This window comes from Stenotrophomonas sp. CFBP 13724, assembly GCF_014841975.1.
Lineage (GTDB): Bacteria > Pseudomonadota > Gammaproteobacteria > Xanthomonadales > Xanthomonadaceae > Stenotrophomonas > Stenotrophomonas lacuserhaii.
Window position 1 is genome coordinate 176,634 of sequence record NZ_JACYUW010000001.1, and the last position, 14,898, is coordinate 191,531.

The following is a 14,898-nucleotide window of genomic DNA, read 5'->3' on the forward strand; positions in this document are numbered from 1 at the left end:
GCTGGCCGTCCGCGCCGGGACGATTGACGGCCAGCGGCCGTCACTACCGTATAGTCAGCCCATGGATCCAGGCGCGACGCTAGACCATGAAGTGGCCCACCATGCCGCGCTGGATGCGCGGCTGGTCGAAGCCGTCGGCGGCATCCGGCTGCTGGGGCTGACCAGTTGGCCGGCGGCCCTGCAGTCCCCGTTCCTGGCCAGTGTGGCCAGTGGCCAGCCGCGGCTGCCACAGGTGGATTACCCCAAGCTTGATTTCAGCGATGCGCGGCGTGCGCTGGCCGCGGTGACCGCCGAATGCGATGCCGACCATCCGCTGGGGCGTTATGTGCAGCAGTCCGCACAAAGCTGGGATGTGGCCGCGCAGCTGCTGGAAGGGTTGGGCACCGCCGCGGTGGATGCATGTTCGGTGCAGTTGTTCGGTTCGCCCGAGCAGCCGCTGCCCGGCAAGGGGCCCAGCACGCGCGATGCCGCGCGCCATTTCATCCAGATCGCCGCCGAACTGGACCACGAGCTGCTGGCCCCGGAAGAGCAGGTCCCGGTATCGGCTACCGCGCTGCAGCTGCAGCTGCAGAGCGACCTGGACGCGTTCTTCGAATCGCGCATCATCCAGGTGCAGCTGGATCCGGAACTGGTATCGAAAGCGGCCGCCGGGCCGACCCGCATCCGCCTTCGCACCAGCGCCCGCTTCAGTGCGTACGACCGTGCACAGTTGTTCCACCATGAAGCCCTGGTGCACTCGCTGACGGCGTTGAACGGCCGGGGGCAGCATGTCCTGCCGAGCCTGGCATTGTCATCCCCGCGCGTCACCGCCACCCAGGAAGGCTTGGCCACCTTCGCCGAGCAGATCACCGGCAGCATCGACATCGAGCGGCTGAAGCGCATCAGCCTGCGTACCGAAGCCATTGCGATGGCCCGCGAAGGTGCGGATTTCATCGAGGTGTTCCGCTACTTCTGCGATGCGGGGCAGAACCTCGAAGAGAGCTTCGCTTCGGCCCAGCGCGTGTTCCGCGGCGTTCCGCCCAGCGGCGGCATGGCCTTCACCAAGGACACGGTGTACCTGCGCGGACTGGTGTCGGTGCATACGTTCTTCCGCCACATGCTGGCCGAAGATCGCCTGCAGGTATGCCGGTGGTTGTTCGCCGGCAAGATGACGCTGACCGATGCGATCACCTTCGCGCCGTTGTTCGAGGCGGGGATCCTGCAGCCGCCGCGCTGGCTGCCGCACTGGGTGAGCCGGGCCAATGGGCTGGCGGGGATGTTGGCGTTTTCGCTGTTCGCCAATCGGATACGGATGGATCAGCTGTCACCGGAGTGACTTGGTCGAACGGGTGAGACCCCCTCGTGGCGGGTGGCATTTCAAGCGGTTTGCTGGTTTGGCGACGGGTGGGTGGGGTTGGTCGGGGGACGGCAGAAGCCGCATCCTGCGGGCCTCGTTTCGCGCCATCCATGGCGCTCAACGCCCCCGCCCAACCCCACCCACCCGTCGCCCTGACAGATTCCGGTGGCCGCCCGCCACGTAAAAAAAGAAAGAAAAGCGGTAGCGCCGAAGGTAGCGGAAGGAGCCGCTGCCAACGTCGCGTGCGACGGCCCGCAGGGTGCCGGGCAGGATGCCCGGCATAGCCATGGTCGGCGGCTTCTGCTTTTTGGTCTTGCTTTGGCTTTTGCTCTTCTCCCCCCCAAACCCGGCGGCGGCAGCGCACTGTCCGGAGGTGGGGCGAGGGAGCCATGCAGGACCCTTGAGCCCCCGGACGGGGCGAATGGAGCCTACACGGACGTACTTGCGGCGTGTCCTGCATGGTTCCCTCGCCCCGCCTCACGCCATGAAGCCAAATGCCCGCCGAAGCTTAAAAATCAACACCCACCGTCATGAACACCTGCCGCGGTGCGCTGGCGTGGATCGCATAACGGGTGCCGGTCGGATCGGTCGGTGCGAACGAACTCAGCTGCCCCGCGTACCGCTTGTTGGTCAGGTTGGTGGCGTTGAGCGATACCTTGATGTCGCGCAGGCCCATGCCCGGGCCGAAGGAATAGCCCAGCCCCGCATCGAAGGTGGTCACGCCCGGCACCGACTGGTCATTGGTATAGGTGTAATAGCGCTTGCCGGTGTACTTGGCGCGCACGCTGGCGAAGAAGCCGTCGCGGTTCCAGCTCAGCTCGCTGGAGGCCATGCGCTGCGGCGTATCGACGGTGATCTTTCCCGCCACCGGTACGACCGCACCGCCGGAGGTGTAGTCGTCCTCGTAGGTGGTCTTGTTCCAGGACAGCGCGTTGTACCACTGCAGGCCGTCGACCGGCTTGAGGATGAAGGTCAGTTCGGCGCCCTGGCTCTTCACCGAGCCGACGTTGATGAAGCGGGTGATGCATTCCGGCCGTGTTCCGACTTCGATGCTGGTGCAGGGGTTGAGTGACAGCAGGCGGTTGTCGAACATCACGTGGTAGGCCGCCAGCGAGGCCTGGTACTTCTCGCCGAAGCGACGGAAACCGGCTTCGAACGTGCGTGATTCTTCCGGCTCAAGGTCATCCACGCTGGCCGCGAAGGACTCCGGCGAAACCTGCAGCGGGCCGCCACTGCCGCCGCCGACGAAGGCGGCGATGTTCTCTGCATACGAGGCGAACACTTCCTGCCGGGGGCTCAGCTTGAAGCTGATGCCGGCCTGCGGCAGCACCGATTCCTTGGCGGTCAAGGTGCCGGAGGCATAGCTCGATTCAGTGCCTGGTTTTGCGCGGGCGGTCATGCGCGTGTTGGGGCTTTTGATGCCCACGTCCACCGTCATCCGATCATCCATGAAGCGCATGCGGTCCTGCACGTAGAACTGACGCGTGCGGATATCGAAGTCCTGGTCGAACAGGCGACGATCCGGGTGGTTGAGGTAGGTGTCATCCAGGAACGGGCCGTCGATGTAGTAGAAGTTGCGTTCTACGTTGTGGTCGTTCTTCTCGTACCAGAGTCCGGCCTCCAGTTCGTGGATACCTACGTCCCACGTCAATGCCGCGGTCAGGCCCTGGCGGTTGATGGTGTAGTTGGTGCTGCGGATCGAGATCGGAATTTCGCGATCGGTGCCCGGATGGGAGGGCTGGCCCGGTGCCCACCAGTGGCCTTGCCCGCGGTTGTCGTGGTGGTAGGCCAGCAGTTTCAGGCCTGCGCTGTCGCCGAGCTTCAGATCGGCGTCCAGTGAATACAGATTGTCATCGCGAAGCGCGCGACTCTGGTAGTACGCATCATCGATGCTGTTGACGCCGCCGCTGAACGCGCAGCGCGCGGGATCACGCGTGGCGGGGGCGCAGTAGGCTGCGGCGACGGCGCGGTCCCAATCCGGTGCGTAGATGTTCCAGTCATAACCCAGGCCGCGTTCCAGCATGCTCTTGGACAGGTAGGCATAGTTGGCCTGGCTGGCGCGCGAGGTCGCGGCGAACGCGCCGAAACGGTTGTCCCCCACCTGCCACACGGCCTTGGCGTTGAACTGGCGCGTAGTCTGGTTCTGGTACGGCGCGGCCCACATGTCCGCGTCCTGGTGCACGCCGGACACATAGGCGGAGAACCCGTTGATGTCGCCGGTATCCACGCGCAGGTAGCCGCGGCGCTGGTTGTCATCGCCTGCGGTAATGCTGGCACGCCCGCCGAATTCAGTGGAAGGGTCCATCGAGAAGTACTGGATAGCACCACCGAGGTTGCTGGTGGACGCCACGCCCAGCGAACCGATGCCCTGCGACAGCTCGGCACCGGCCAGGTTCTCGGCGATCAAGGCGCGCGCGATGCTCAGGCCATTGTAGTTGCCGTAGCTGTTGTCACCCAGCGGGATGCCGTCCAGCGTATAGCCGAGGCGGCTCTTGTCGAAGCCGCGCAGGCTGATCGTCTGCGATTCCTCGTTGGCACCGAAGGCATCGTTGGATTGCACGGAAACGCCGGGCAGGCGATCAAGGATCTTCTGCCCGCTGGTGCCGGGCGGCAGCACCTGCTTTTCCACGGCGATGATGCGCTGTACCTGGCGGGTTTCACCTTGGCCGATCACCGACACGGCGTCCAGCGTCTGCGCGGTGACGGCGGTATCGGCGTTGGATTCGCCGGCGGCGTGGGCGTTGGCGGCGCAAAGCGCGATTGCCACGGCAATCGTCAGGTCTCGGGTCTGCATGTCGTTCCGTTGCATGAGGGGAAAGCCCTGCGGGCTGCAGGTCACCAACCACTATGCGAATCCGAAATGACGGGTTCTTGACGGTAAAGCGCAGAATGCGCGCAACTGCGACGGCGTTCGCTTTATCCCGAAGGACCGCGTGCGCCGGCACCGAAGGTAGCGCCGAGCCATGCTCGGCGAGCGAAGCGGCGAGGGCAAGGCAAAGGCGTGACGACCAACGGTCGTCACCCACCCGGTCGTCACCCACCAACAGCAGAAGCGGAATGCCAGCGGCCGTCCCTACCGAGGGGCGGTCGTCAGCCACCGCGCTGCATCACCCCATGTACAGACCGCCGTTGACCGCATGGTCCGCGCCGGTCACGTACGCCGCTTCATCCGATGCCAGCCAGCCGCACAGCGCGGCCACTTCCTCCGGCTTGCCAAGACGACGGATCGGCACCGAGGCGGCCAGCCGGTCCAGCACGTCCGGCGGGAAGCTGCTGATCGACTGGCTGGCGATGTAGCCCGGCGAGATGGTGTTGACCGTGACCCCACGGGCGGCGACCTCCGCAGCCAGCGCGCGGCTGAAACCGTGCATCGCCGCTTTCGCCGTGGCGTAGTTCACTTGGCCGATCTGGCCCTTGTGCGCGCTGACCGAACCAATGTTGATGATGCGTCCCCAGCCGCGCGTGGCCATGCCGTCGACCACCTGCTTGGTGATGTTGAACAGCGAGTTGAGGTTGGACGCCATCACCGCATTCCAGTCATCGGCGCTCATCTGGCGGAACAGCACATCGCGGCTGCCGCCGGAATTGTTGACCAGTACATCGACCTCGCCGACTTCGGCGCGCACCTTGGTGAAGGCAGACGCGGTGGAGCTCCAATCGGTGGCGTTGCCTTCGGAGGCGATGAAGTCAAAGCCGAGGTCACGCTGCTCGCGCAGCCAGCCGGCCTTGCGCGGCGAGTTCGGCGCGCAGCCGGCCACCACCGTGTGGCCCGAGCGCGCCAGGGTCTGGCAGATCGCAGTGCCGACACTGCCCATGCCACTGGTGACGTATGCGATGCGAAGGTTCATTGGGTTCTCCTGGTCCTGTGGCAGGGCCGCATCAGGCGGCCAGTGGGTACAGCGCGAACAGCAGGCTGCCGGCCATCAGCAGCAGGGAGATCATCACCGCCCATTTCAGGGTGAACTTCTGGTGGTCGGCGAACTCCACCTTGGCCAGTCCGACCAGCAGGTAGGTCGAGGGCACCAGCGGGCTGAGCAGATGCACCGGCTGCCCTGCGAGCGAAGCGCGGGCCATTTCCACCGGCGTGATGCCGTAGTTGCCGGCGGCCTCGGACAGGATCGGCAGCACGCCGAAATAGAAGGCATCGTTGGACATGAAGAAGGTGAACGGCATCGAGGCCAGCGCGGTGATCACCGCCAGGTACGGGCCCCAGCTTTCCGGGATGATGGCCAGGAAGCTGTGCGACATCGCTTCGACCATGCCGGTGTTGTTGAGGATGCCGGTGAAGATGCCGGCGGCGAAGATCAGCGAGACCACCGACAGCACGTTGCCGGCATGGTTGACCACGCGGCGGCGCTGCTCGGCAAGGTTCGGGTAGTTGATCACCAGCGCAATGGCGAAGCCCACCATGAACAGGATCGGCATCGGCAGCAGGCCCATGATCAGCGCGGCCATCAGCGCAGCGGTCAGGCCGAAGTTGACCCACAGGAGCTTGGGACGCTTGATGTCTTCGGCATCTTCGACGGTGGGCAGCGCATCGCCGTCGTCGGACACGCTGGAATCCATCCACGAGCCGCCCTGCGGCAGGGTGACCACGCCCAGGCGACGGCGCTCCTTCATGCCCAGGTACCACGCCAGCACCAGGATGCCGGCGCAGGCGATCACCATGGAGGGAATCAGTGGCACGAACACGTCGGCCGGGTCCACGTGCAACGCGGTGGCCGCACGCGCGGTCGGTCCGCCCCACGGGGTGAGGTTCATGACACCGCCCGCCAGGATGGTCACGCAGGTCATGTTCAAGGCATTCATGCCCAGCCGCCGGTAGAGCGGCAGCATCGCCGAGACGGTGATCATGTACGTCGTCGAGCCATCGCCATCCAGCGAGATCAGCATCGCCAGCACGGCGGTGCCCATGACGATCTTCAGCGGATCGCCCTTGACCACGTTGAGGATGATCCGCACCAGCGGATCGAACAGGCCGGCATCGATCATCACCCCGAAGTACAGGATGGCGAACATCAGCATGACGCCGGTGGGCGCGATCTTCTTGATGCCGTCGAGCATCATTTCGTCGATGCCGGCGCCGAAGCCGCCCAGCAGCGCGAAGATGATCGGGATGGTGATCAGGGCGACCAGCGGCGACAGTCGCTTGCTCATGATCAAGTACATGAACGTAATGACCATGCCAAAGCCGAGGATGCTGAGCATCATCTGCGGACTCCTTGCGGATTAGTGCGGAAGGGGAGGGGAGAGCGGGGCATCAGAAATCGAACTGGAGGCGGCCGGTGACCGCGCGCGTGCGATCGACGGTGACGTCGGCCAGACGGTCGCGGTTGCGGCTTTCGATCAGGTTGAGCATGAAGCGCAGGTTGTCGCGCAGGTACCAGTTGCCGGCAAGTGTCCAGGCTTCGGTGCTGCCGTCGCGCAGGTCCGGCAGGCCGACCAGGTGCTGGTCACCGCGCATCTGGTCATAGCGCAGCGCCAGTTCGAAAGCGCCGGCCTTGTGCCGGATGTCCTTGATGCGGGCGAAGCGCCCGGTTTTGCGATCGTAGCCGCGCGATTCACCGGTCACGAACCAGCTCAGCATGCCGTAGCCGGCCAGTACCTTGCCGCGCTGCAGGCCATCGTCGAACGTGGCGCCGCTGAACTCGCCCTGCCAGGACCACGGCCCACGTACCTGCGCGTACTCCAGCGACCACTTATCCACGTCGGTATCGCGTCCTGCGGAGAAATCGACCAGGGTCAGGCGGCTCTCATCGGACAGGTGGCCGGCGGGGCGAGGACGGATGCGCAACCCCGGGGCACCGCTGGCGCCGGGGTTGTCATACAGCTCGCGTGCCGCCGAGATGCCAAGGTGCAGCACGTCGCCGGCAGCGGGACTGGGCGCCCACGTGGCACGTCCACCGGCGGCGCGGCCCTTGACCTGCCAGGCGTCGATGCTTTCCAGGCTGTACAGGCTGGCCGCCCAGGTGAAGTCACCCGGATTGGCCTGCCAGGAAGCTCCCAGTCGGTACAGCGGCGCCAGCGAGGTGCCGGCGTTGCCGCGCTCCAGGAAGCTGCCGTAGTTGGAGCCGGTGCGGTCATCGAGTGAGAAGTACTGCTTGAACTGACCCACGGTGAGCCGGCCGGCATCGCCGAAGCTGCGGCTCAGGTACACATCCTTGGCTTCGACGCGGTCACCGGAAAAGTCGGCTTCCATCTTGTAGTCGACCACGAAGAACTTGCCGGATACGTCAAGCCACGCACGCCGCACCTCGGTGTCGTCCTTGTTCGGCGTGCCGCGGCCATCGTTGTCGAAGCTGGCGAAATCCAGGTGCAGGCGCCCGCCGATCTCGGCGGTGACCGGCCGGTCATCGTCGGCGGCAAAGACCGGCGCAGCAGAGAACACGGCACAGGCAGCCATCGCACACGACCCCACGGCCGACCAACGAACAGAAAGAACTTCCACAAACCCTCCCAGGTGCGCGCCCGGCGCGCGGCCAACGTGGGCACCCGGAACGGATGCGAGGCCGCAGTCTCGACCCAGCAAGCTGTCATTCACCTGTCAGCGGTTTGTGCAGCGCAGCGAAATCCCCGCGATTCCGCCCGCCGACCCGCCCCGCCGAGCATGGCGATGCCGGGCATCCTGCCCGGCACCCTGCGGGCCGTCGCACGCGACGTTGGCAGCGGCTCCTGCCGCTGCCTTCGGCGCTACCGCTCTTCTTTTTCAACGCGGCTGCCGGCACCGGAACCTGCCAGGCGCCGGGTGGGTGGGGTTGGCAGGACCGTCTGTTGCCATGGATGGCAACTGCGAGCCCCCAAGGACGGGTTCACGGCGTGTCCTGCCAACCCCACCCACCCGTCGCCAACCCAGTATCCAGAGAGCCGGCACGCCGCGAGGGGGTATCACCCGTTCGCCCCACCCCCCGTGCGTTAGCATCTCCACTCCCCCGTACCCGACAACCGCATGCGCCTGCTGCTGGTCGAAGACAACCCGGACCTCGCCGATGCCATCATCCGCCGCATGCGCCGCAACGGCCACGCCGTGGACTGGCAGTCCGATGGGCTGGCCGCCGCCAGCGTCCTGCGCTACCAGCGCTTCGACCTGGTGGTGCTGGACATCGGCCTGCCCAACCTGGACGGCCTGCGCGTGCTGGCTGGCATGCGCGAGCGCGGTGACAGCACCCCGGTACTGATGCTCACCGCTCGTGACGGCATCGAAGACCGCGTGCAGGCGCTGGACGTGGGCGCCGATGACTATCTGGGCAAGCCATTTGATTTCCGAGAATTCGAAGCACGCTGCCGCGTGCTGCTGCGCCGCGCGCGCGGCCAGGCCAGCGAACTGGTGCAGATCGGTGGGTTCCAGTTCGACAACGCCGCACACCGCGTCAGCCTGGACGGCGAACTGATCGAACTGCCCAACCGCGAATTCCGCCTGCTGGAGATATTGGTCGGCCGGCTGGGACAGGTGGTCGGCAAGGACGAAATCGGCAATGGGCTGTTCGGTTTCGACGACGAAGCCGGGCCGAATGCCATCGAACTGTACGTCGGCCGGTTGCGCCGCAAGCTGGCTGCCGCGCCGCTGCGCATCGTCACCGTGCGCGGCGTGGGCTACATGCTGGAAGCGGTGGACGCGACCGACGGGGGTAGTGATGCGCCGGCATGAGCGGCAGCGGCCGTCATCGCTGCGGCGGACCCTGACCCTGTACCTGGGCGCGCTGCTGGCGGTGTTCGCCGTGGCCTTGTTGTTCGCCGCACGGGATTACGGCCAACGCGCCGCGAACCGTTCCTACGACCACCTTCTGGTGTCCTCGGCGCTGTCCATCGCCGATTCGGTGGCGCTGGTCGACGGGCAGTGGCAGGTGGACCTGCCGTATGCCGCGTTGGACCTGCTGGCGATGGCACCGGAGGACCGCGTGTTCTACCGCGTGGCGGACAGCCGCGGCACGCTGATCACCGGCTATGGGGACCTGCCGTCCGCGCCGCGCAGTGCGAAGCCATCCGGTGATGCACCGACCTTGTTCGATGCGCCCTACAGCGGGGAAACCGTACGTTTCGTGGTCGTGGCGCGCAACCTGTCATCGCCTTCGGCGCAGGGCCAGGTACAGGTGCAGGTCGGGCAGACCCGGCGTGCGCGCGAAGCGCTCGCGCAGGAGATGGTGAACCGCGCGCTGCTGGCCATCACCGTGCTCTCTTTGTTGTCGCTGGCGCTGGTCGGTGTCGGCGTACACCGGGCCTTCCGTCCGCTGGTGCGGGTGGAACGCGAGCTATCACGGCGAGAACCGTCGGACCTGCGTCCGCTGGACGCGCACGTGCCCCGCGAGATGGATCAGATGGTCGCCGCGCTCAACCGCTTCATGGGCCGGTTGTCGACCAGCAACGAAACCCTGCGTTCGTTCATGGCCGAGGCCGCGCACCAGATGCGCACGCCGCTGGCGGCGCTGCGCGCGCAGGCGCAGCTGGCGCTGGATGACGAGGAGCCCGAAGACATGCGCCGCAGCCTGCTGGCGATCGAACGCAATGCCAGCCACATGAGCCGCCTGCTTAACCAGTTGCTCAGCGATGCCAGCGTGATCCATCGTTCCAACCTGCAGCGCTATGCGCCGGTGGACCTCGCCGAGACCATCCACCAGGCGCTGCACGAGGCCGTGCCGCAGGTCGAGCCGATCCCGCGGGTGCATCTTGCGATGAGTGCGGGGCCGGTATGGGTGCAGGGCGATGCGCTGTTGTTGCGCGAGGCGATCAAGAACCTGATCGACAACGCCATCAAGTACAGCGCGGCGGCGCCGTTGCAGGTTGCCTTGACGCTCGTCGGCGACAAGGCCGTGCTGACCATCGCCGACCACGGCCCGGGGATCGCCCCGAGCGATGCCGAACGGGTGTTCGAACGCTTCGCGCGCGGCGAGGGTGCCGCTGCCGGCGGGGCCGGGCTGGGGCTTGCCATCGTCAAGCGCGTGGTGGATGCGCACGGTGGCCGGATCGATCTTTCCAACCGTCGCGAAGGGGGCCTGGTAGCCACCATCGTGCTGCCCCGGAGCCACGCATGATCCGTCTGCAAGCCCTGTTCGTGCTGCTGCTGTCGGTGCAGGTTGCCGTGGCAGCCCCCGGCGATGTGCAGCGTTTCCCCGCCACCGGCCCGGCCAGCGCACAGCTGCACATCCATGGCTCGACCGACATCGAGGTATTCGCCGTGGTGATCGCCGACTACCAGCGGCTGCATCCGGGTACGGAAGTGGTGTACGAGGACATCATCACCCAGGACCTGCATGCGCGCTTTCTTCGCGAACGGAAGGGGCCCGCCTCGGCCGACCTGCTGATTTCCAGCGGCATGGACCTGCAGGCCAAGCTGGTCAACGACGGCCATGCACTGGCGCACCGCTCGCCGCAGACCCAGGCGCTGCCGGCGTGGGCACAGTGGCGCAGCGAGGCCTTCGGGATCAGCTACGAGCCGGTGGCGATGGTCTACAACACCCGCGCGCTGCCTGCCGCACGCGTGCCGCGCACGCGGCGCCAGCTGCTGGACCTGTTGCGCGCGCCGGATGCGCCGCTGCGCGGGCGGGTCGGCACCTATGACATCAATCGCAGCAGCGTGGGCTACCTGCTGGCCACGCAGGATGCGCAGCGCGGCAGCATGGCCGGCGCGCTGCTGGGCGCGCTCGGCGACAACCAGGTGCTGCTGGAAGAGCGTACCGGCGTGCTGCTGGACAAGGTCAGCAGCGGTGAGCTGTCGCTGGTCTACAACGTGCTGGGCTCCTACGCGCAGGCGCGCATCGATGACGGCGAGCCACTGGGCATCGTCGAACCGGAGGATTACACCCTGGTGATGCTGCGTACCGCGCTGATTCCGCGCAACGCGCGAAACAGTGCCGAGGCCCGCCGCTTCCTGGATTACCTGCTGTCGCCGCGCGGCCAGCAGGTGCTGTCCCGCGAAGCCCGGCTGATGCCCATCGTGCGGGGTGGGGCGGGCCGCAACGGCAGCCCGGAGCGCAACCTGCGGCCGATCCAGCTCGGACCCGGATTGCTGGTCTACCTCGATGCATTGAAGCGGCGGCAGTTCCTGGACGCATGGAACAGCAGCATGTGCCCGGCGCGCCAGCCGGCACCGCTGCAAGGGCTGCGTCGCCCTGCAGCCACAGCCGACTGAAGTCGGCCCTACAATGCGCGCATGAGTGAACTGAACCTGCTGGTTGCCGACGACCATCCCCTGCTGCGCGCTGCCGTGGTCCATTCGCTGCGGCAGGGCCTGCCGCAGGTCAACGTGCGCGAAGTCGCCAGTGCCGAAGCGCTGGAACAGGCGCTGGACCAGCATCCCGACGTGGACCTGGTGCTGCTGGACCTGACCATGCCCGGCGCGCACGGTTTTTCAGCGCTGCTGCATGTGCGTGGCGCGCATCCAGACATTCCGGTGGTGATCCTATCTTCCAATGACCATCCGCGTGTCATCCGCCGTGCGCAGCAGTTCGGCGCCGCCGGGTTCATTCCCAAATCTGTGCCGCCGGAGACCATCGGCGAGGCGGTCGCGGCCGTGCTTGATGGGGGGTTGTGGTTCCCGGCGATGGCGGCCGAGCGATCCGACGCCGATGCACTGCTGGCCAGCCGGCTTGCGCAGCTCACGCCGCAGCAGTTCCGGGTGCTGCTGTGCCTGGCCGATGGCCTGTTGAACAAGCAGATCGCCTACACGCTGGGCCTGGCCGAGAACACGGTGAAGGTGCATGTCACCGCCATCCTGAAGAAGCTGGAATGCCACAGCCGCACGCAGGCCGCGGTGCTGGTGAAGGCGCTGGAGCCGGAGGGAGATGCCGGGCTGGTGTAGGGCGGGGTAGCGCCGCGCCGCGCCGCGGCGCTCGCCGACCATGGGTCGGCGCTACCTTTGTGATCGGCGCTACCGGCGGTGGCGCAGCAGCAGTTGGGTCATCAGCGCTCGCAGCGCGGGCGGACGTACCGGTTTTGCCAGGAAGCCCCAGCCGTTGTCAGCCGCCATCGCCCTGAGCGCGTCATCGCGTTCGGCGGTGACCAGCACCACCGGCGGCCGCGCCTGCCAGCGTTCGCACAGCGCCTCATACAGCGTCGGCCCATGGAAATCGCCCATGCGCACGTCCAGCAGCAACAGCTCCGGTGCCTGCCCGGCGTCGGCCGCATCCAGCGCGGCCTGGGGGCCTTCGGACTGCTCCACATCGCAGCCCCATTTTTCCAGCAGGGCACGCGTGGCGGCGCTGACATGCGCGTCGTCATCGATGGCCCATACCCGGCGTCCACGCAGTGGACTGTCGGCCGTGGTCTCCACTACCACCGGCGCGTGCACTGTCATCGAAGCCACCACCTCGTCCGCCCGGCCCAGTGGCACGGCCACTTCGAACATCGTGCCGCTGCCCAGCACCGAGCGCAGCCGGATCGGATGCCCCAGCAGGCGCCCGATGCGTTCGACGATCGCCAGGCCCAGTCCGGTGCCGCGTTCCTGGCCATCATGCAGGCGGCGGAATTCTTCGAAGATTTCCTTGTGCAGGCTTTCCGGGATGCCCGGGCCCTGGTCATGGACCTGGATCCACAGGCGGCTGCCTTCGCGGCGGCAGCCCAGCAGCACGCGGCCACGCTGGGTGTAGCGCAGCGCATTGGACAGGAAGTTCTGCAGGATGCGCCGCAGCAGGGCCTCGTCGCTGACCACCACGGCGCTGGTGGGGACCCAGTGCAACTGCAGGCCACGACCTTCGGCGGCGATGCCGAACTCGCGGGCCAGCGTCTCCAGCAGCGGGTTCAGCGCGAAAGCCCGCACGCGGGTCTGCAGGCTGCCCGATTCCAGCCGGGAGATGTCCAGCAGGCTGACCAGGATCGCATCCTGCGCCGACAGCGCCGCTTCGATGTGGTCGACGGTCTGCTGCTGTTCGCCATCGGCCAGCTTGCCGCGCAGTACCGACACGAACATGCGTGCGGCATTCAGCGGCTGCAGCAGGTCATGCACGGCCGAGGCGACGAAGCGGGTCTTGTAGCGGTTGGCCTGCTCGGCCTCGCGCCGCGCCTCGTCCAGGTCGTGGGTGCGCTCGGCCACGCGGTGTTCCAGCGCGTCGGCCAGCGAGCGAAGCTCGCGCGCGGCGTTCTTGTAACTGGTGATGTCGGCATAGCTGGTGACGAAGCCGCCGTCGGGCAGCGGATTGCCGCGGATTTCCAGCACCGTGCCGTCGTCTTTCTCGCTTTCGCGCATGTGCGGACGTCCGCTGCGCAGGTGGTTGAGGCGGCGTTCGATGGCTTCGTCGATGGGCCCTGGCCCGAGCAGGCCGCGACGCGCGTTGAAGCGGAAAATCTCCTCGATCGGCCGTCCTACCTGCACCAGTCCGGGCGGGAAGCGGAACAGCTCCAGGTAGCGCGAATTCCAGGCGACCAGCTGCTGCTGGCTGTCGATGATCACCACGCCCTGCGGCAGGTGCTCCAGGCTGCGGCTCAGCCCGCGGTCGGCATCCTGGGCGGCCTGCAGCAGGCCATCCTGCGCGCTGCGCAGTTCCTGGGCATGCTGCTTGAGCAGGATTTCCAGTTCGCGCCGGCTGCGCTGGCGATGCGCCGAAAGGCGCCGCCGCTGCTGCACGAACAGCCCCAGGAAACCCAGCGCCAACCATGCCGCGCCGCCGCCGATGGCCGCACTGCGGGCCACCGCGCCGGCCGCGCTGGCATCGTGCAGCAGGTGCAGGTGCCAGTTTTCTTCGGGCAGGTCGATGGTCTGCCACAGCAGCGCACGCGGCATCGCCGGGTCGGCCATGCGCACGATCCGGCCGCCGTCCTCCAGAACCCGCTCGGTGCGCGCACGCAGCGGCTGCAGCGACCGGTCGGCGTACTGGCGGCTGGCCAGCATTTCCTTGCGTTCTTCCCTGCCCAGGGTCCGCAGCAGGCGGTAACGCCAGGGATCCTGGTTGGACAGAAACACCACGTCGTGGTTGTCGCTGGCCAGCACGATGTCCGGGCTGGCCACCCATTCCTGTTCCAGCGCGGACAGTTCGATCTTGATCACCACCACGCCCAGGCGGGTGCCGTCGGGGTCATCGATGGCATGGGACAGGAAATAGCCGGGCACGCCGGTAGTCATGCCGATGCCGTAGAAACGGCCGTGGCCGTCCGCCATCGCCTGCAGGTAATACGGCCGGTAGCTGTAGTCTTCGCCGACGTTGGTCGAGGGCTGGTCCCAGTTGCTGGCCGCCACCGCCACGCCATCGCGCCCGACCAGGGTCAGGGTGGACGCACGGGTAACCTGGTTGGCCTGGGACAGCTTAAGGTTCAGACGCTGGCGGCCTGCGGAATCCGGGGCGCTGCGCAGCGCGGCCAGCAGGTCCGGATCCAGTGCCATCACCTGCGGCAGGGTGCCGAAACGGTCGATCCGCTGCTGCAGCCCCTGTCCGTAGAGCTGCAACTGGCGCCGCACCTGCGCGCTTTCACCGGCCAACGCGCGCTGGCCGGCGAAATGCCCGGCTGATACCGCGCACAGTGCGGTCCCGCCGATCATCACCAGCAGGGTCATGGCCAGCTTGCGGTAGCGGCCGAGCCGGTACATGCGGAGAGTCTACGGGCAGAGCGGGTCGATGACCCGCTCAGTCACCCGGCCC

The 14,898-nt window shown here is 66.9% G+C and carries 10 protein-coding genes; 5 read left to right on the plus strand and 5 right to left on the minus strand.

Annotated features, from left to right (window positions below; translation table 11 throughout):
* The first annotated feature begins 61 nt into the window (after positions 1 to 61).
* Positions 62 to 1,315 carry a flavohemoglobin expression-modulating QEGLA motif protein gene (locus IFT63_RS00755; protein WP_192082925.1) on the plus strand — a complete coding sequence of 418 codons (1,254 nt, stop codon included), beginning with the start codon at positions 62 to 64 and terminating at the stop codon, positions 1,313 to 1,315.
* Positions 1,316 to 1,844: 529 nt separating this feature from the next.
* Here IFT63_RS00755 and IFT63_RS00760 read toward each other — a convergent pair.
* The 4 genes from IFT63_RS00760 to IFT63_RS00775 form a co-directional block, all read right to left on the minus strand.
* Entirely contained in the window at positions 1,845 to 4,130 is a 2,286-nt protein-coding gene (locus IFT63_RS00760) for a TonB-dependent receptor (RefSeq protein ID WP_192082926.1), read from the minus strand.
* Between the two features lie 313 nt (positions 4,131 to 4,443).
* Entirely contained in the window at positions 4,444 to 5,184 is a 741-nt protein-coding gene (phbB, locus tag IFT63_RS00765) for an acetoacetyl-CoA reductase (protein WP_042615176.1), read from the minus strand.
* Positions 5,185 to 5,215: 31 nt separating this feature from the next.
* The gene (locus IFT63_RS00770) at positions 5,216 to 6,544 is read right to left on the minus strand and encodes a CitMHS family transporter (protein WP_042615178.1); all 1,329 of its coding nucleotides are present in this window, start codon (positions 6,542 to 6,544) and stop codon (positions 5,216 to 5,218) included.
* Between the two features lie 52 nt (positions 6,545 to 6,596).
* Positions 6,597 to 7,739: a porin gene (locus tag IFT63_RS00775; protein WP_042615177.1), complete on the minus strand. Its 1,143-nt coding sequence runs from the start codon at positions 7,737 to 7,739 to the stop codon at positions 6,597 to 6,599.
* Between the two features lie 543 nt (positions 7,740 to 8,282).
* Between IFT63_RS00775 and IFT63_RS00780 the strand changes: the two genes are divergently transcribed.
* Genes IFT63_RS00780 through IFT63_RS00795 form a run of 4 tightly spaced genes read left to right on the plus strand, consistent with a single transcriptional unit; the run spans position 8,283 to position 12,128 of the window.
* Positions 8,283 to 8,981 carry a response regulator transcription factor gene (locus IFT63_RS00780; protein WP_042614677.1) on the plus strand — a complete coding sequence of 233 codons (699 nt, stop codon included), beginning with the start codon at positions 8,283 to 8,285 and terminating at the stop codon, positions 8,979 to 8,981.
* Complete coding sequence (locus IFT63_RS00785) at positions 8,968 to 10,362, plus strand: sensor histidine kinase (protein ID WP_042614678.1); 1,395 nt, start codon at positions 8,968 to 8,970, stop codon at positions 10,360 to 10,362. Before IFT63_RS00780 ends, IFT63_RS00785 begins: the two co-directional genes overlap by 14 nt.
* Positions 10,359 to 11,459: an ABC transporter substrate-binding protein gene (locus IFT63_RS00790; RefSeq protein ID WP_192082927.1), complete on the plus strand. Its 1,101-nt coding sequence runs from the start codon at positions 10,359 to 10,361 to the stop codon at positions 11,457 to 11,459. Before IFT63_RS00785 ends, IFT63_RS00790 begins: the two co-directional genes overlap by 4 nt.
* A 21-nt stretch (positions 11,460 to 11,480) precedes the next feature.
* Positions 11,481 to 12,128 (plus strand): response regulator transcription factor, encoded by a 648-nt coding sequence (locus tag IFT63_RS00795; protein ID WP_042614680.1) that lies wholly within the window; start codon positions 11,481 to 11,483, stop codon positions 12,126 to 12,128.
* Positions 12,129 to 12,197: 69 nt separating this feature from the next.
* Here IFT63_RS00795 and IFT63_RS00800 read toward each other — a convergent pair whose 3' ends face one another.
* Positions 12,198 to 14,846, minus strand: a complete 2,649-nt coding sequence (locus IFT63_RS00800) for a PAS-domain containing protein (RefSeq protein ID WP_192082928.1) — start codon at positions 14,844 to 14,846, stop codon at positions 12,198 to 12,200.
* Between the last annotated feature and the right edge of the window lie 52 nt (positions 14,847 to 14,898).